Origin of the sequence: Cellulomonas sp. S1-8, from assembly GCF_026184235.1 — a bacterium.
In the GTDB taxonomy this organism is placed as follows: domain Bacteria; phylum Actinomycetota; class Actinomycetes; order Actinomycetales; family Cellulomonadaceae; genus Cellulomonas.
Map to the genome: position 1 here is coordinate 1766640 of NZ_CP110806.1, position 17223 is coordinate 1783862.

Below are 17223 nucleotides of genomic sequence, written 5' to 3' on the forward strand. Positions count from 1 at the left end.
CGCCCGTCAGAGCGTGATGCGGGCCAGCACCGCGGCCGGCACGTCGGCGGGCGACGCGAGCACGTCGACGGCGCCGGCGGCACGCAGCTCGCCGTGGGCGCCGTAGCCCCACCCGGCACCGAGGCACGCGACCCCGTGCTCGGCGGCGCCGTGCACGTCGTGCTCGCGGTCGCCCAGCATGACGGCCGTGAACCCGTCGTCGCCGGTCGTCGCGCGGACCCACGCCAGCGCGCGCCCGACGATCTGCCCCTTGGACTCGGACTCGTCGTCGGGCGCACCGACCAGGTGGTCCAGCAGGGGTGTCAGCCCGACCTCGGCGCAGATCGGTTCGGCCCACCGCGTGGGCTTCGCGGTCGCGACGACGAGCAGCACGCCCGCGTCGCGCAGCGCGGCCAGCGCGGCCGGGATGCCGTCGAACACCCGGGTGTCCCAGACGCCGACGCGTCCGAAGTGCTCGCCGTACACGCGGACCGCCTCGTCGACGCGGTCGGCCGGCACCCCGTGCTCCGGGAACGACCAGCTGATCGGCGGCCCGGCGAAGGACCGCATGGCGGCGGTTCCCGGCGCCCGCAGCCCGAGGTGCTCGTAGGCGTGGCGCACCGAGGACACCACGCCGGGCGCGGAGTCCATGAGGGTGCCGTCGAGGTCCAGCAGGGCGACGGGGCGGGTCATGCGTCGATCGTGCCCCGGAGGCGGGGCGTGCGACGAATCGCGCGTGCCGCACGCCGGGCGCGTCGTTACACTGACGAGCACAGGCATCGACCCGGCCATCACCGGTGAGCCTCCGGAAGAACGGGACGTGTCGTCGCACGACGCGGCGTCCTCAGTAGAACCGGACGGGGCAGGCCCGTCACAGCCGCAGGTGAGTGGTCGGGGACCCGTCCCCGGCAAGCGAGGTGGTACCGCGGTGAGCCCCGGCCGGTCCGGGTCCGTCGTCCTCGTGGCCGTACCGCGCCCGGACCGGGTGCGCGAGACCAGGAGCACCGACCGTGGCGTACCCGCTGCACCGCACGTCCGACGGCACCCCCGCGACCGTCCCCCCGAGCCCCGACCTGCCGACGCTCGAGCAGGACGTGCTGCGGTACTGGGAGGCGGACGACACGTTCCGCGCGTCGGTCGCGCTGCGGCCCACGGGTGAGGACGGCGCGAACGAGTACGTCTTCTACGACGGCCCGCCGTTCGCCAACGGCCTGCCGCACTACGGCCACCTGCTGACCGGGTACGCCAAGGACGTCGTGCCGCGGTACCAGACGATGCGCGGGCGCCACGTCGAGCGCCGCTTCGGCTGGGACACCCACGGCCTGCCGGCCGAGCTCGAGGCCGAGCGGGTCCTGGGCATCACGGACAAGGCGCAGATCGACGAGATGGGCATCGCCGCGTTCAACGAGGCGTGCCGCCGCTCCGTGCTGACGTACACCAAGGACTGGCAGCAGTACGTCGAGCGGCAGGCCCGCTGGGTGGACTTCGAGCACGACTACAAGACGCTCGACCCGTCGTTCATGGAGTCGGTCATCTGGGCGTTCAAGCAGCTGCACGACAAGGGCCTGGCGTACGAGGGCTACCGCGTCCTGCCGTACTGCTGGCGCGACGAGACCCCGCTGTCGAACCACGAGCTGCGCATGGACGACGACGTGTACGCGTCGCGCCAGGACCCCGCGCTCACCGTCGGCTTCCGCATGGACGGCGGCGAGCTGCTGCTGATCTGGACGACGACGCCGTGGACGCTGCCGTCGAACCTGGCGGTCGCGGTCGGTCCCGGCGTCGAGTACGTCGTCGTGGAGCCCGCCGAGGGTTCGCCGTTCGCCGGCGCGCACCCCGGCGAGCGCGTCGTGCTCGCGGCGGCCCGGCTGGGCGCGTACGCCCGTGAGCTGGGCGACGAGCCGACGGTCGTCGAGCGGCTCACCGGCGCGGACCTCGTCGGCCGGCGCTACACCCCGCCGTTCGACTACTTCGCGGGCCAGGAGAACGCGCACCAGGTGCTCGCGGCCGACTTCGTCACGACCGAGGACGGCACGGGTGTCGTGCACCTCGCGCCCGCGTTCGGCGAGGACGACATGGTGGCGTGCGACGCCGCCGGCATCGCGCCCGTTGTGCCCGTCGACTCCAAGGGTCGGTTCACCGAGCAGGTCGCGGACTACGCGGGCGTGCAGGTCTTCGAGGGCAACAAGCAGGTCATCGCCGACCTCAAGGCCGGCACCGGGCCGCTCGCCCGCGTGGCCGCCGGGCAGCGGGCGCTCGTCGTGCGGCACGAGACGTACGAGCACTCCTACCCGCACTGCTGGCGGTGCCGCACGCCCCTGATCTACAAGGCCGTGTCGTCGTGGTTCGTGCGCGTCACCGCGTTCAAGGACCGCATGGTCGAGCTCAACCAGGGCATCGAGTGGATCCCGGGCCACATCAAGGACGGCCAGTTCGGCCGCTGGCTCGAGAACGCGCGCGACTGGTCGATCAGCCGCAACCGGTACTGGGGCACCCCGATCCCCGTGTGGGTGAGCGACGACCCGACGTACCCGCGCGTCGACGTGTACGGCTCGTTCGCGGAGCTCGAGGCGGACTTCGGTCGCGTGCCCACCAACGAGGCCGGCGAGCCGGACCTGCACCGACCCTTCATCGACGACCTCACGCGCCCCAACCCTGACGACCCGACGGGCCGTTCCACCATGCGGCGCATCCCCGACGTCCTGGACGTCTGGTTCGACTCCGGGTCGATGCCGTTCGCGCAGGTGCACTACCCGTTCGAGAACCGGCAGTGGTTCGAGCACCACTACCCGGGCGACTTCATCGTCGAGTACATCGGCCAGACGCGCGGCTGGTTCTACACGCTGCACGTGCTGGCGACCGCGATCTTCGACCGCGCGGCGTTCCGCAACGTCATGTGCCACGGCATCGTCCTGGGCGACGACGGGCGCAAGGCCAGCAAGTCGCTGCGCAACTACCCGGACCCGGTCGAGATGTGGGACAAGTACGGCTCCGACTCCGTGCGCTGGTCGCTGATGTCGTCGACGATCCTGCGCGGCGGCAACCTCGTCGTGCACGAGGAGGGCATCCGCGACGGCGTGCGCCAGGTGCTGCTGCCGCTGTGGAGCACGTACTACTTCTTCACGCTGTACGCGGGCGCGGCCGACGAGGGACGCGGCTACACCGCCCAGCGCGTCACGGCCGAGCGCGCCGCGGGGCTGGCGCCGATGGACCGGTACGTGCTCGCGCGCACCGCGGACCTGACGGCGACGATGACGGCCTCCCTCGACGCGTACGACATCCCCGCCGCGTGCGAGGCCGTGCGCGAGCACCTGGACCTGCTGACCAACTGGTACGTCCGCACGCAGCGCGACCGCTTCTGGTCCGAGGACCCCGCCGCGTTCGACACCCTGTGGACGTCGCTCGAGGTGCTGACGCGTCTCATGGCGCCGCTGGCACCGCTCGTGACCGAGGAGGTGTGGCGCGGGCTGACGGGTGGCCGGTCGGTGCACCTGACCGACTGGCCGGAGCTCGGCTACCGCCGCGCGGACGACTACCTCGTCGGCTCCTTCACGCTCGTCGCCGCGATGGACGAGGTCCGTGCCGTGGTCTCCGCGGCGCTCGGCCTGCGCAAGGCGCACCAGGTGCGCGTGCGGCAGCCCCTGCGCCGGCTCACGGTGGCCGTCGCGGATCCCGGCGCGCTCGCGCCGTACACCGACCTGCTGGCGGCCGAGCTCAACGTCAAGCACGTCGACGTGGTCGAGGCGGACGCGGCGACGACCGAGCGGTTCGGCATCACGCAGCGGCTCGCCGTCAACGCGCGCGCCGCGGGTCCGCGCCTGGGCCGTGCCGTGCAGCAGGTCATCAAGGGCGCCCGCAGCGGCGCCTGGCGCGTCGACGGCGGCACGGTCGTGGTGACGACCGACGACGGCGACGTCACGCTCGAGGGCGCGGAGTACGAGCTCACGACGGTGGTCGGCGACGGCACGCAGGACGACGCGGCCGCGGCGGTCCTGCCGGGTGGCACCGTCGTCGTCCTCGACCTGACGCTCGACGACGCGCTGCGCGCCGAGGGCTACGCGCGCGACGTCGTGCGCGCCGTGCAGGACGCCCGCAAGGCGGCCGGGCTGCACGTCGCCGACCGCGTCGACCTCACGCTGGCCGTGCCGACGGCGCACGTGGCCGACGTGGAGACGCACCGCGCGTTCGTGGCCGCCGAGACGCTCGCCACGTCCGTGACGCTCGAGCCGACCGACGCGGCCGAGGTCGCCGTGACCGTCGTGCGGGCCGGCGCATGAGCGCCGGACGCGGTGGCGCCGACCACCTGAAGGACGCCGCGGCCCAGGCCGCGCGGCAGGCCGCCGACGAGGTGTACCGGGGGATCCTCGAGCGCGCGCCGGAGCAGGAGATCGACCCGACGCTCGACCGTGTGCGCGCGGTCCTGGAGCTGCTGGGCGACCCGCAGCGGGCATTCCGGACCGTCCACCTGACCGGGACCAACGGCAAGACGTCGACCGCCCGCATGGTCGAGCGGCTGCTGCGGGAGCACGGGCTGCGCACGGGCAGGTTCACCAGCCCGCACCTGACGCGCGTCACCGAGCGCATCAGCATCGACGGCGAGCCGATCAGCGACGAGCGCTTCGTCGAGGTGTGGCAGGACGTCGCGCCGTACGTGCACATGGTCGACCAGCAGCACCTGGAGGCCGGGGGCCAGCGGCTGTCGTTCTTCGAGGTGTTCACCGTCATGGCGTACGCGGCGTTCGCCGACGCGCCGGTCGAGGTCGCGGTCGTCGAGGTGGGTCTCGGCGGGCGCTGGGACGCGACGAACCTCGTCGACGCCGAGGTCGCCGTGATCACCCCGGTCGCGCTGGACCACGAGCGTTACCTGGGCAACACGCTCGTGGAGATCGCGTCGGAGAAGGCGGGCATCGTCAAGGACGGCGCGACCCTGGTGCTCGCGCAGCAGACGGACGACGTCGAGGGCGTCGTGCTGGCCGCGGCGGCCGAGCGCGGCGCGCGCGTCGTCCGCGAGGACGTCGACATCGCCGTGGTGGACCGTCAGGTGGCGGTCGGTGGGCAGCTCGTCGCGCTGCGGGGGCTGGGCGGCGTCTACACCGACGTCTTTCTGCCCCTGTACGGCGAGCACCAGGCCCACAACGCGCTGCTCGCCCTCGTCGCGACCGAGGCGCTGCTCACGGGTGGCGCGGCGCTCGACGGGTCGGTCGTGGAGGCGGCCTTCGGGGACGTGACGTCACCGGGGCGCCTCGAGGTCGTCCGGTCGAGCCCGACCGTCCTGGTCGACGGCGCGCACAACCCCGCGGGTGCCGAGGCGCTGGCCGACGCCGTCGCGGAGGCGTTCGACTTCACGCGCCTGGTGGGCGTCATCGGCGTCATGGCCGACAAGGACCCCGAGGGCATCCTCGCGGCGCTCGAGCCGCTGCTGGCCGAGGTGGTCGTGACGCAGGCGTCGTCGTCGCGCGCGTTCGACGCGGACGACCTGGCCGAGATCGCGATCGACGTGTTCGGCGAGGACCGGGTGCACGTCGCCGCGCGCCTGCCCGACGCCATCGACCTGGCCGTGCAGCGCGCGGAGAGCGAGGAGGAGCGTGGCGCCGGCGTGCTGGTCACGGGCTCGATCCTGCTCGTCGCGGAGGCGCGCATCCTGCTGGGTCGTCCCTGACGGCCGGCCCGTGCGGGCGCCGGGTGCACGCATGTGCACCCGGCGCGCAGCGGCTCGCCTTGACGGCCGTCCGGGCCCGGGGTGGAGTGGCAGCACACTGGCGTGCACGTCGAAGGAGCCGAGCATGAAGAAGCTCATCAACGACCCGCAGGACGTCGTCGCCGAGTCGGTCGAGGGCTTCGGCCTCGCGCACGCCGACGTGGTCACGGTCCTCCGCGACCCGATCGTCGTCGTCCGTGCCGGCGGCGTGGTGCCGGGCAAGGTCGGGCTCGTGTCCGGCGGCGGCAGCGGCCACGAGCCGCTGCACGCCGGGTTCGTCGGCGTCGGCATGCTCGACGCGGCCGTGCCGGGCGCGGTGTTCACGTCCCCGACGCCCGACCAGATCGCGCCCGCGATCGCCGCGGCAGACGGCGGCGCGGGCGTCCTGACCATCGTGAAGAACTACACGGGCGACGTGCTGAACTTCGAGACGGCCGCCGAGCTCGCCGAGGCGGACGGCATCACCGTGCGGCAGGTGCTCGTCGTCGACGACGTGGCCGTCGAGGACTCGCTGTACACGGTGGGCCGCCGCGGCGTGGCGGGCACGCTGGCGGTCGAGAAGATCGCGGGCGCCGCCGCGGAGCGCGGGGACGACCTGGACGCCGTCGCGGCCGTCGCACAGCGGGTGGTCGACAACGTCCGCACGATGGGCCTGGCGCTGTCCGCCTGCACCGTGCCGCACGTGGGCCGGCCGAGCTTCGACCTCGCCGACGACGAGATCGAGATCGGCATCGGCATCCACGGGGAGCCCGGTCGTCACCGGGTCGGTCTGGAGAGCGCCGACGCGTTGACCGAGAAGCTGCTGACGCCCGTCGTCGACGACCTGGGGCTCACCGGCGGCGACCGGGTGCTCCTCCTCGTCAACGGGATGGGCGGGACGCCCGCCTCCGAGCTGTACGTCGTCTATCGTCGGGCACGCGCGTTGCTCTCCGAGCGCGGGGTCGAGGTGACCCGCTCGCTCGTCGGCAACTACGTGACATCGCTGGAGATGCAGGGTGCGTCGGTCACGGTCCTCCGCCTGGACGACGAGCTGACCGCCCTGTGGGACGCGCCCGTGCACACGACCGCGCTGCGGTGGTGACCGACGTCGGTATCTCGGGGAGGCTGGGCGGATGACGCTGGACGCGGCGTGGGCCGTCGACTGGGTGCGCCGCAGCGCGGCCACGGTCGTCGAGCACCGGGACGAGCTCGTCGAGCTGGACCGGCAGATCGGCGACGGCGACCACGGGGAGAACCTGGCGCGCGGCTTCCGGGCGGTCGTCGCCAAGCTCGACGCGCTCGACGCGCCGCCCGCCAGCGTGGGGGACGTCCTGCGGCTCGCCGCGACGACGCTCATGTCGACGGTCGGCGGCGCCGCCGGGCCGCTCTACGGCACGGCCTACCTGCGCGCGTCGAAGTCGGGCGCCGCGAGCGAGCTGGGCGCCGACGGCGTCGTCGCGCTCCTGGAGGCCGCGCTCGACGGCATCGTCACGCGCGGCAAGGCGCGCGTGGGGGAGAAGACGATGGTCGACGCGTGGACGCCCGCGGTGGCGGCCGCCGTCGAGGCCGCCGACCACGGGGCGCCGCCGTCGCAGGTGTTCGCCGCCGCGGCCCGGGGGGCGCAGGAGGGCGCGGCGTCCACCGTGCCGATGATCGCGACCAAGGGCCGGGCCAGCTACCTGGGGGAGCGGTCCGCGGGGCACCTCGACCCGGGGGCACGGTCCAGCGAGCTGCTCCTGGTCGCGGCGGCCGAGGCCGCGGCGGCCGCGGACTGATCGACGACCCCGTCCGCGCGGACGGGGTGAGACGCACGGCAGCGCGACGAGGACGTCGCGAGGGAGGCAGGACTTCGGTGGGGGACCAGTGGGCGCCGGTGGCGCTCGTGCTCGTGTCGCACTCGCGTGCGCTCGCGGAGGGCGCGGCGCGGGTGGCGGCGCAGATGGCGCCCGGTGTGTGCATCGTGCCGGCGGGCGGCACCGACGACGACGGCCTGGGCACGAGCTTCGACCGCGTGGACGCGGCACTGCGGCTGGCGACGGACGACCGCCGGTCGGCGGTGGTCATCGGCGACCTCGGGTCCGCCGTGCTCACGGCCGAGTCGGTGCTGGAGCTCCTCGACCCGGACGTCGTCGCTCGGGTGCGCATCGCCGACGCCCCGTTCGTCGAGGGCGCGGTCGCGGCCGCGGTGACGGCGCACGGCAAGGCGGACCTGGCGACGGTGCTGGCGTCGGCGCAGTCGGCGGGCGGCACGTTCGGTCCGCCTGCGGCGGCACTCGCGGCGGTCGCGCCGGTGGCGCCGGAGCCCGGGGTGACCGGGCGGGCGGACGTCGCGCCGCCCGTGGCGGGGGACGACGGCACGGTGCGGGCGACCGTGGTGCTGCGCAACCCGCTCGGCCTGCACGCCCGCCCGGCGGCGCTGATCGTCCGGATGCTCGCGCCGTACGACGCCAAGGTGCAGGTCAACGGTGTGAACGCGGCGAGCGTGCTCGACCTGATGAAGCTGGGGGCGGTGAAGGACGACGAGCTCCTCGTCGCCGCGCAGGGGCCGCAGGCGGCCGAGGCCGTGGCGCGCCTCGTCAGGGACGTGGAGGCGGGCTTCGGCGAGGTGTGAGGGGGTGAACCGCGTGCCCGCCTGAGAAAGTGCATTGACTGCAAGTTTGCACGGGGTGCAAGATTCAGCCGTGCCCACCGTGCCCGCTCGACCCGTGCCCGCGCCACCGGCGTCGGCCGACGGGCTGCGCGCGCGCAAGAAGGCCGCCCGGCGCACGGCGCTCGTCGACGCGAGCCACCGGCTCGTCGCGGAGCACGGGCTCGACGGCGTCACGGTCGAGATGATCTGCGCCGAGGTCGGTGTGTCGCCCCGCACGTTCTTCAACTACTTCACCACCAAGGACGACGCCGTCCTGGGTCACCCGCCCTGGGAGCTCGACGAGGCCGCGGCCGCGACCTTCGTCGCCGGGGGGCCCACCGGCGTCCTGCTGGACGACGTCGTCGAGCTCGTCGTCGGTCTGCTGTCCGCACCGCCCCTCGGGCAGGAGCGCATGCGCCGCACGCTGGACCTGGCGACGACCCACCCGCGCCTGATGGCCCACCACCTCGCGTGGATGGACCGCCAGAAAGCCCAGGTCGAGCGCCTCGTGCGGGAACGACTCGGCGACGCGCCGGCGCACCCCCCGGACACCGTGACCGCGCTGCTCGTCATGTGCGCGCACGCGACGCTCCTGCGGTGGGACCACGCAGGCGGCGTGGGCGACGTGCGCGAGCACGCCGTCGCGGTCGCGGCCGAGCTGCGCGCCGTCGTCGCCGGCTGACCACCGGCCGCCCCGAGCCGCCCCCGCACCACCATCACCGCCCCGGCACCGTCGCCGGCCACCACCCACCACCGAAGGACGAGGCACCCCCATGGCCGGCACCGGCACCACCGCGCCCCCGCGCGCCGACGACGCACCCGTCGTCGTCCTGACCCCACGCACCGTGTGGCTCATCTTCGGCGCCCTCATGGCGTCGATGTTCCTGTCCTCGCTCGACCAGTCGATCGTCGGCACCGCGATGCCGACGATCGTCGGCGAGCTCGACGGCGTCGCGCACCAGGGCTGGGTCGTCACGGCCTACATCCTGGCGATCGCGATCGTCATGCCGCTGTACGGCAAGTTCGGCGACGTGTGGGGCCGGCGCTGGCCGTTCCTCGTCGCGATCAGCCTGTTCACGGTCGCGTCGGCGGGCGCCGGGTTCGCCGGGTCCTTCGGTGAGCTCGTCCTGTGGCGCGGTGTGCAGGGCCTGGGTGGCGGCGGCCTGATGATCCTGTCGCAGGCGATCATCGCGGACATCGTCCCGGCGCGGGAGCGCGGCAAGTACATGGGTCCCATGGGTGCGCTGTTCGGCGTCGCGGCGGTCATCGGCCCGCTGCTCGGCGGCCTGTTCACCGACCACGCCGACTGGCGCTGGTGCTTCTGGATCAACATCCCCGTCGGCATCGCGGCGTTCGTCACGGCGTGGTTCACGCTCAAGCTGCCCTCGCGCCGCTCGACGCGCCGCATCGACGTGGCCGGGGTGTTCCTCGTCGTCGTCGCCACCTCCGGGCTCGTGCTCGCCACGAGCTGGGAGTCCTGGAGCGGCAACCGCGGGTACGACTGGTCCGACCCCGGCCTCCTCGCCCTGGTCATCGGCACGCTGGTCGCGGCCGTGGCCTTCGTGCGCGTCGAGCTGCGCGCGGAGGACCCGCTGCTGCCCATGCGCCTGTTCCGCAACCGCACCTTCACGATCGCGACGCTCATCGGCCTGATCCTCGGCATGGGCATGTTCTCGGCGCTCGCGTTCCTGCCGACGTTCCTGCAGATGGCGACGGGCGCGGGCGTCACGGAGTCCGGGTTCCTGCTGCTGCCCATGATGGCGGGCGTCATGATCACGGCGATCGGCTCGGGCATCGCGATCACGCGGACCGGCCGCTACAAGGTCTTCCCGGTCGTGGGTCTGGCCCTGACCGCCGCCGGCCTGGTGTGGCTCACGCGCCTGACGGGCGACATCTCCATGTGGCTGTTCGGCACGATGATCTTCGTGCTCGGCGCGGGCATGGGCCTGGTCATGCAGACGATCGTGCTCGCGGTGCAGAACTCCGTCGACCCGCACGAGATCGGGACGGCGACGAGCGCCAACAACTTCTTCCGCGAGATCGGCGCCGCCGTCGGCACGGCGATGTTCTCCACGATCTTCACCGCGCGTCTGACCGACCGGCTGGCGGACGTGTTCGCCGACGTGCCCGCCGGGACCGTGGACTCCTCGACGGCCGGGCTGACGCCCGCGATCGTGCAGGACCTGCCCGAGCCGCTGCGCTCCGGGGTCGTCGACGCGTTCGCCTCCGCGCTCGCGCCCGCGTTCTGGTACCTCGTGCCGCTCGTCGTCGTCGGCTTCCTGCTCGCCCTCGCGCTGCGGGAGGTGCGCCTGTCGGACGTCGCGGGCATGGTGGCGCGCGGCGAGGCCGTGGCCGACGTGCCCGCGGGCGCTCGTGCGGGCGTGGCGGCCGAGCCCGCGGACGGCGACCCCGTCCTCGTCGACACCCTCTCGGCACCCGCGGCACCCGTGGCGCCCGGCGACGCGCCCGGCGAGCGTCCCGTGCGCGGCTAGCCTGGTGCGATGAGCGCGCAGCAGCCGGCCCCGACGCGGCCCAAGCGACCCGCGAAGCCGCAGTTCACGCAGGCGACGCTGATGCTCGAGGCGTTCCTCGTCGGGTTCGCGACGCTGGTCGCCTACGGGCTGCGGGTCGCACCGCCCGCCACCGTGTGGACGCTCGGCGGTGTGACGTGCGTCGTCCTGATCCTGCTCTCCGGGTACGTGGGGAAGCCGGGTGGCTACGTCGCCGGGTCCGTCGCGCAGCTCGCCGTCCTGGCGTTCGGCGTCCTCGTGCCGCTGATGTTCGTGGTCGGTGGCGTGTTCGTCGTGCTGTGGGTCGTCGCGCTGCGGCTGGGCGGCCGGATCGACCGGGAGCGCGCGGAGTGGGACGCGGCGCACCCCGACGGGCCCACGCCTGCCTGACGGACGGGGCGGCGCGCGACTCCCCGCCGCCCCTAGGGTGAGCCCATGACCGACGCACCCGCCCCGCAGCGCACCCTCGTCCTCGTCAAGCCCGACGGGGTGCGGCGCGGGCACGTCGGTGAGGTGCTGCGCCGCATCGAGGCCAAGGGCTACACGCTCGTGGCCGTGGAGCTGCGCCACGCCGACGAGGCCCTGCTGACCGAGCACTACGCCGAGCACGCGGGCAAGCCGTTCGTCGGTGCCCTCGTCGACTTCATGCGCTCCGGACCGGTGCTGGCCGCCGTGGTCGAGGGGCACCGCGTCATCGAGGGCTTCCGCTCGCTCGCCGGCGTGACCGACCCGACGGTCGCGGCGCCCGGCACGATCCGCGGCGACCTCGCGCGCGACTGGGGCAAGAAGCTGATCGAGAACATCGTGCACGGCTCGGACGGCGAGGAGTCGGCCGCGCGCGAGATCGCGCTCTGGTTCCCGGCGCTCTGACACTTCCCGGCGCTCTGACACCCGCCGCAGGCGCGCCGCCCGCGCCCGCACCGGTCCCCGCGCACACGCCCGGGCACCGGTGCGTCCGCGGCCCTGCGCCCGGCGTTGCCTAGGCTGCCCTACGTGCACCTCAAGACCCTGACCCTGCGGGGCTTCAAGTCGTTCGCCTCGGCGACGACGCTGAGCTTCGAGCCGGGGATCACCTGCGTCGTCGGGCCCAACGGGTCCGGCAAGTCGAACGTCGTCGACGCGCTCGCGTGGGTCATGGGCGAGCAGGGCGCCAAGTCCCTGCGCGGCGGCAAGATGGAGGACGTCATCTTCGCCGGCACGTCCGGCCGTCCGCCGCTGGGCCGCGCCGAGGTGTCGCTGACGATCGACAACGCCGACGGTGCGCTGCCGATCGAGTACTCCGAGGTCACGATCTCGCGCACGCTGTTCCGCAGCGGCGGCTCCGAGTACGCCATCAACGGCCAGGGCTGCCGGCTGCTGGACATCCAGGACCTGCTCTCGGACACCGGCATGGGCCGCGAGATGCACGTGATCGTCGGACAGGGCCAGCTCGACGCCGTGCTGCGCGCGACGCCGGAGGAGCGGCGCGGCTTCATCGAGGAGGCGGCGGGCGTCCTCAAGCACCGCAAGCGCAAGGAGAAGGCGCTGCGCAAGCTCGACGCGATGCAGGGCAACCTGACGCGCCTGGGCGACCTCACCGCGGAGATCCGCCGCCAGCTCGGCCCCCTGGGTCGGCAGGCCGACGTGGCCCGCCGGGCCGCGGTCGTGCAGTCGGACCTGCGCGACGCCCGAGCCCGGCTGCTCGCCGACGACCTCGCCCAGCTGCGCGCCCGCCTCGAGCAGGAGATCGCCGACGAGTCCGCGGTGCGCGAGCGGCGCGACCAGGTCGAGGCCGAGGTCACCGGTGCCCGTGCGCGGCTCGCGGCGCTCGAGCGCGAGGCGGCCGAGGCGGCGCCCGCCGTGAGCGAGGCCGGCGAGGTCTGGTACCGGCTGTCGTCGCTGCGCGAGCGCGTCCGCGGCACCGCGTCGCTGGCCGCCGACCGCGCCCGGCTGCTCGGTGCCGCGTCGACCGAGCGCACCGGCGGGCAGGACCCCGACGACCTCGACGCCCAGGCGGAGCGGGTGCGGGCAGCGGAGGCCGAGCTCGCGGCCGAGGTCGAGCTCGCGCGCGCCGCCGTCGCGGCCGCCGCGACGACCCGGCAGGAGGCCGAGGCACAGGCGGTGGCGGCCGAGCGCGCGCTGGCGGACCTGCAGCGCAGCGCCGCCGACCGCCGCGAGGGTGTCGCCCGCCTCGCCGGGCAGGTCGCCGCCCGCCGCAGCCGGGTGGAGGCCACCGAGGCCGAGATCGGACGCCTGCGCGCGAGCGTCGCCGCCGCGGAGGAGCGCGCCCGCGACGCGACGACGCAGTTCACCGCGCTGGAGTCGCAGGTCGCGGGCGTCGAGGAGGGCGAGGAAGGGCTCGACGCCGAGCACGAGGCCGCCGCCGAGGCTCTGGACGCCGCGACCGCCCGGGTCGCGACCCTCGAGGACGAGCTGCGCACCGCCGAGCGCGACCGCGACCAGCAGACGTCCCGGGCCGAGACCCTGGAGATGTCCCTGAGCCGCAAGGACGGGGCGGGGGCGCTGCTCGCCGCCGACGGCCTGCCGGGCGTCGTCGGGTCGGTCGCGGCGCTGCTCAGCGTCGACCCGCGCGACGAGGAGGCGGTCGTCGCGGCGCTCGGAGCGGTCGCCGACGCCGTCGCCGTGGACTCCGTGGACGCCGCGGTCGACGCGATCCGGCACCTGCGCACCGAGGACGCGGGCCGCGCGACCCTCATGGTCGCCGCCGACGGGTCCGTGCCCGGTCCCGAGCTCCCCGCGGGCGTGGACCGCGCGGTCGACCTGGTGCAGGCTCCCGCCGCCGTGCGGGACGCCGTGCACGCGCTGCTCGCCGACGTCGTGGTCGTGGACGACCTGGCGGCGGCGCGTCCCCTGGTGGCCGCCTACCCCCACCTCGTCGTCGCGACGCGCACGGGCGACGTGCTGTCCCGCTTCCGTGCGTCGGGCGGCTCGGCGTCGGCACCCAGCGCGCTGCACCTGCAGGCGGCGCTGGACACCGCGCGCGCCGCGGCCGCCGCGGCGACGTCCGCGACCGAGCGCCTGCGGTTCGAGCTCGCCGCCGCCCGCACCGCCCGCACGGCGGCGCAGGCGGACGTCGACGCGACGCTCGACCGCCTCAACGAGTCCGACGCGGCGCTCGCCGCCGTCGCCGAGCAGCTCGGGCACCTGGGGTCGACGTCGCGCGCCGCACGCGCCGAGGCCGAGCGTGCGCAACGGTCCCTGGAGGCCGCGGGGACGACGCTCGCCGAGGACCACGCGACGCTCGCCGCGCTCACGGAGCGGCTCGCGGCGGCGCAGGACACCCCCGAGGACACCGAGGCGGCCGTCGCGGACGCCACCGCCGTCCGCGACGCGACCGCGGCGGCCGCGACGGCGTCCCGCGGACGCGAGACGGAGGCGCGGCTGACCCTGCGCACCGGCGAGGAGCGCGCGCGGGCGCTCGCCGGTCGCGCCGAGTCCTCGAGCGCGCCGCGGCGGCCGAGCGGGCGGCGCGCGAGAAGGCGGCGCGGCGCGTGCAGGAGCGCGCGCGGCTGGCCGCGGTCGCGCGCGCGGTGCACACCGGTGCCGCGCACACCGAGGGCCTGCTCGACCGCGCCCTGCGCGGGGCGTCGGAGGAGCGCGACGCCGCGGAGGCGGCGCGCGCCGAGCGGGACTCCGCCCTGAGCGCGGTCCGTGGTCGGGTGGACGTCCTGGCGCGGGACCTCGCCGAGCTGACGGACGTCGCGCACAAGGACGAGGTGGCGCGCGCCGAGCAGCGGCTGCGCGTCGAGCAGCTCGAGACGCGCGCGGTCGAGGAGCTGGGGCTCGACCCCCAGGTGCTGCTCGAGGAGTACGGACCGCACCGCGACGTGCCCGTCGTGCCCGCGCCCGGCACCGAGCCCGACCCCGGCGCGCCGACCGCCGTGCCGTACGTGCGTGCCGAGCAGGAGAAGCGCCTGCGGGCGGCCGAGCGAGGGCTCGCGCTGCTCGGCAAGGTCAACCCGCTGGCGCTCGAGGAGTTCGCGGCGCTCGAGGAGCGCCACCAGTTCCTCGTCGAGCAGCTCGCGGACCTCAAGCGCTCCCGCTCCGACCTCCTGGAGATCGTCAAGGACATCGACCAGCGGGTGGAGCAGGTCTTCACCGAGGCCTACCGCGACACCGCCGCGGCGTTCGACGTGGTGTTCCCGCGGCTGTTCCCGGGCGGCGAGGGGCGCCTGGTGCTCACCGACCCCGACGACATGCTGACGACCGGCATCGAGGTCGAGGCGCGCCCGGCCGGCAAGAAGGTCAAGCGCCTGTCGCTGCTCTCGGGCGGCGAGCGCTCGCTGACGGCCGTCGCGCTGCTCGTGGCGATCTTCAAGGCCCGCCCGAGCCCCTTCTACGTGATGGACGAGGTGGAGGCCGCGCTCGACGACGCGAACCTGGGGCGCCTGCTCGGCATCTTCCGCGAGCTGCAGGAGGACTCCCAGCTGATCGTCGTCACGCACCAGAAGCGCACGATGGAGATCGCCGACGCCCTGTACGGCGTGACGATGCGCGGGGACGGTGTGACGACCGTCATCAGCCAGCGCATGAACGAGGACGTGCCCGCCTGACCTGCGGTGTCGCACGCGGACGCGCACCGTCGCGGCGGGCGCGCCCGGCGGGCGGGTGACGCGGTGTGAAGGTTGTGCGCGGGTTCGCCCCCGGGCCCGCGGGTCGGCGAGCGGCGGGCGCGGGGGGCCGGAGAATCGTCGTGTGGCTGTCGTGATCTGGACCTTCGTTGCTCTCCTCGCCGCCGTGGCGGTGTTCGTCGTCGTCTCGGCGAGCGCCGGTGCGGGAACCTCCGTGACCGCGTTCCGACGCGGCCTGCGCGGACACCGGCACCCCGACGCCGACCAGGCCGAGGCGGCTCGTGCCGCCGCCGAGCGGCCCGTCGACCTCTCGCTGGCGGACTTCCTGCGCGCGACGGCGTCGGAGGGCGACGGCTACCTGCACCCGGACGAGCTGGCCGGCGACCTGCGCAGCGCGCGCGAGCGTGCCGCGCACGTGCTGCGCCCGCGTCGCGAGGCCGAGCCGCAGGGCGCGTCGCGCTGACGGTGCGCCGACGGTGGACTGACGGCGGACTGACGTCCGCCTGACGTCCGCAGTCGCCCACCGGCCGCGCCGCCCCTCAGACTGTCCACGTGGACCTCACCGACCTCCTGCCCTACCTGATCGGCGTGCCCGTGCTGGCCGCCGGTGCCGCCGCGGCCGTCGGGCTGCGCCGCCGTCGCACACCGCCCGCGGCCCCGCCCGCCGCCGAGCCGCCCGCGTCGGGCGCTGCCGGCGGTACGGCCGTCGCGGAGCGCCCGACGCGTGACGACGCGCCCGACGCCCCCGCCGCGGGGACCGACCTGCTGCCTGCCCCCGAGGACGTGGCGGCGGCCCCGCCGCGCGAGACCCCGGCCCCCACCGCCGGCCGGTTGCGCGGTCTGCGCGAGCGGCTGGCACGCTCGGGCTCGCCGCTCGGTACGCGCCTGCTGGGTGTGCTGACCCGCGACCACCTGACCGAGGACGACTGGGACGAGCTCGAGGAGACCCTCCTGCTCGCCGACGTCGGCGCCGGTCCCACCGACGAGCTCATCGCGGCCCTGCGCACGCGCGTGCGGGTCGACGGCCTGCGCGACGGCGACCAGGCCCGGACGGTGCTGCGCGAGCAGCTGCTCGCCCTGGTCGACCCGACGCTCGACCGGACGCTGCGCACCGCGCCGACGACGGGGGAGGACGGGCAGCCCCTGCCGGCGGTCGTGCTCGTCGTCGGCGTCAACGGGACGGGCAAGACGACGACCGTCGGCAAGCTCGCGCGGGTCCTCGTCGCGGACGGCAGCACGGTCGTGCTCGGCGCGGCCGACACGTTCCGCGCGGCGGCCGCCGACCAGCTCGAGACGTGGGGGTCGCGTGTCGGCGTGCGGACCGTGCGCTCGGACCGGGACGGCGCCGACCCCGCGGCGGTCGCGTTCGACGCCGTGCGCGCGGGCGTCACCGACGGCGCCGACGTCGTCCTCGTCGACACGGCGGGCCGGCTGCAGAACAAGGCGGGCCTGATGGACGAGCTCGGCAAGATCACCCGCGTCATCACGCGGACCGCCCCGCTGTCCGAGGTGCTGCTCGTGCTCGACGCCACGACGGGCCAGAACGGTCTCAACCAGGCGCGCGTGTTCAGCGAGGTCGCCGGGGTGACCGGCATCGTGCTCACGAAGCTCGACGGCACCGCCAAGGGCGGCATCGTGGTGGCCGTGCAGCGCGAGCTCGGCGTGCCGGTGAAGCTCGTGGGGCTCGGCGAAGGGCCGGACGACCTGGCGCCGTTCGACCCCGAGGCGTTCGTCGACGGGCTCCTGCAGGCCTGACGGTCGGGCGGTGGCGGTCGCGCAGCAGGCCCGGACGCTGGACATATGCCCAGCACGAAACCCAACGTTTACGCGGCAGTGGCGTCTGTCACACGCCCGTAA

The 17223-nt window shown here is 74.8% G+C and carries 14 protein-coding genes; 13 read left to right on the forward strand and 1 reads right to left on the reverse strand.

Annotation, left to right across the window (positions count from 1 at the left end; translation table 11 throughout):
* Positions 1 to 6: 6 nt before the first annotated feature.
* Complete coding sequence (locus OKX07_RS07890) at positions 7 to 672, reverse strand: HAD hydrolase-like protein (RefSeq protein WP_265631274.1); 666 nt, start codon at positions 670 to 672, stop codon at positions 7 to 9.
* 317 nt (positions 673 to 989) lie between these two features.
* Between OKX07_RS07890 and ileS the strand changes: the two genes are divergently transcribed.
* The 13 genes from ileS (at position 990) to ftsY (ending at position 17121) form a co-directional block, all read left to right on the forward strand.
* Complete coding sequence (gene ileS / locus OKX07_RS07895; RefSeq protein WP_265631275.1) at positions 990 to 4256, forward strand: isoleucine--tRNA ligase; 3267 nt, start codon at positions 990 to 992, stop codon at positions 4254 to 4256.
* Positions 4253 to 5638, forward strand: coding sequence for a bifunctional folylpolyglutamate synthase/dihydrofolate synthase (locus OKX07_RS07900; protein WP_265631276.1), 1386 nt, complete (start codon positions 4253 to 4255; stop codon positions 5636 to 5638). Before ileS ends, OKX07_RS07900 begins: the two co-directional genes overlap by 4 nt.
* Before the next feature lie 124 nt (positions 5639 to 5762).
* On the forward strand, positions 5763 to 6758 hold the full coding sequence (dhaK, locus tag OKX07_RS07905; RefSeq protein WP_265631277.1) for a dihydroxyacetone kinase subunit DhaK: 996 nt from the start codon (positions 5763 to 5765) through the stop codon (positions 6756 to 6758).
* Positions 6759 to 6789: 31 nt separating this feature from the next.
* On the forward strand, positions 6790 to 7431 hold the full coding sequence (gene dhaL / locus OKX07_RS07910) for a dihydroxyacetone kinase subunit DhaL (protein WP_265631278.1): 642 nt from the start codon (positions 6790 to 6792) through the stop codon (positions 7429 to 7431).
* A 77-nt stretch (positions 7432 to 7508) separates the two neighbouring features.
* The gene (gene dhaM, locus OKX07_RS07915) at positions 7509 to 8267 is read left to right on the forward strand and encodes a dihydroxyacetone kinase phosphoryl donor subunit DhaM (RefSeq protein ID WP_265631279.1); all 759 of its coding nucleotides are present in this window, start codon (positions 7509 to 7511) and stop codon (positions 8265 to 8267) included.
* Between the two features lie 70 nt (positions 8268 to 8337).
* Positions 8338 to 8967: a TetR/AcrR family transcriptional regulator gene (locus OKX07_RS07920; RefSeq protein ID WP_265631280.1), complete on the forward strand. Its 630-nt coding sequence runs from the start codon at positions 8338 to 8340 to the stop codon at positions 8965 to 8967.
* A gap of 91 nt (positions 8968 to 9058) precedes the next feature.
* Complete coding sequence (locus OKX07_RS07925) at positions 9059 to 10777, forward strand: MDR family MFS transporter (RefSeq protein ID WP_265631281.1); 1719 nt, start codon at positions 9059 to 9061, stop codon at positions 10775 to 10777.
* 9 nt (positions 10778 to 10786) lie between these two features.
* Positions 10787 to 11185 carry a DUF4233 domain-containing protein gene (locus tag OKX07_RS07930; protein ID WP_265631282.1) on the forward strand — a complete coding sequence of 133 codons (399 nt, stop codon included), beginning with the start codon at positions 10787 to 10789 and terminating at the stop codon, positions 11183 to 11185.
* Positions 11186 to 11230: 45 nt separating this feature from the next.
* Positions 11231 to 11665, forward strand: coding sequence for a nucleoside-diphosphate kinase (gene ndk / locus OKX07_RS07935; RefSeq protein ID WP_265631283.1), 435 nt, complete (start codon positions 11231 to 11233; stop codon positions 11663 to 11665).
* Positions 11666 to 11788: 123 nt separating this feature from the next.
* Positions 11789 to 14437 (forward strand): chromosome segregation protein SMC, encoded by a 2649-nt coding sequence (smc, locus tag OKX07_RS07940; RefSeq protein WP_416220844.1) that lies wholly within the window; start codon positions 11789 to 11791, stop codon positions 14435 to 14437.
* 185 nt (positions 14438 to 14622) lie between these two features.
* Positions 14623 to 15348, forward strand: a complete 726-nt coding sequence (locus tag OKX07_RS20465; protein ID WP_416220866.1) for an AAA family ATPase — start codon at positions 14623 to 14625, stop codon at positions 15346 to 15348.
* A 142-nt stretch (positions 15349 to 15490) separates the two neighbouring features.
* On the forward strand, positions 15491 to 15829 hold the full coding sequence (locus OKX07_RS07945; protein ID WP_265631284.1) for a hypothetical protein: 339 nt from the start codon (positions 15491 to 15493) through the stop codon (positions 15827 to 15829).
* A gap of 89 nt (positions 15830 to 15918) precedes the next feature.
* Entirely contained in the window at positions 15919 to 17121 is a 1203-nt protein-coding gene (gene ftsY, locus OKX07_RS07950) for a signal recognition particle-docking protein FtsY (RefSeq protein ID WP_265631285.1), read from the forward strand.
* Positions 17122 to 17223: the final 102 nt, after the last annotated feature.

Excerpts from the sequence above, each read along its gene's own strand:
- dhaL (WP_265631278.1), top strand. The coding sequence starts at position 6,790 with ATGACGCTGGACGCGGCGTGGGCCGTCGACTGGGTGCGCCGCAGCGCG.
- OKX07_RS07900 (WP_265631276.1), top strand. The coding sequence starts at position 4,253 with ATGAGCGCCGGACGCGGTGGCGCCGACCACCTGAAGGACGCCGCGGCC.
- OKX07_RS07930 (WP_265631282.1), top strand. The coding sequence starts at position 10,787 with ATGAGCGCGCAGCAGCCGGCCCCGACGCGGCCCAAGCGACCCGCGAAG.
- OKX07_RS07925 (WP_265631281.1), top strand. The coding sequence starts at position 9,059 with ATGGCCGGCACCGGCACCACCGCGCCCCCGCGCGCCGACGACGCACCC.
- OKX07_RS07890 (WP_265631274.1), bottom strand. The coding sequence starts at position 672 with ATGACCCGCCCCGTCGCCCTGCTGGACCTCGACGGCACCCTCATGGAC.
- dhaK (WP_265631277.1), top strand. The coding sequence starts at position 5,763 with ATGAAGAAGCTCATCAACGACCCGCAGGACGTCGTCGCCGAGTCGGTC.
- ndk (WP_265631283.1), top strand. The coding sequence starts at position 11,231 with ATGACCGACGCACCCGCCCCGCAGCGCACCCTCGTCCTCGTCAAGCCC.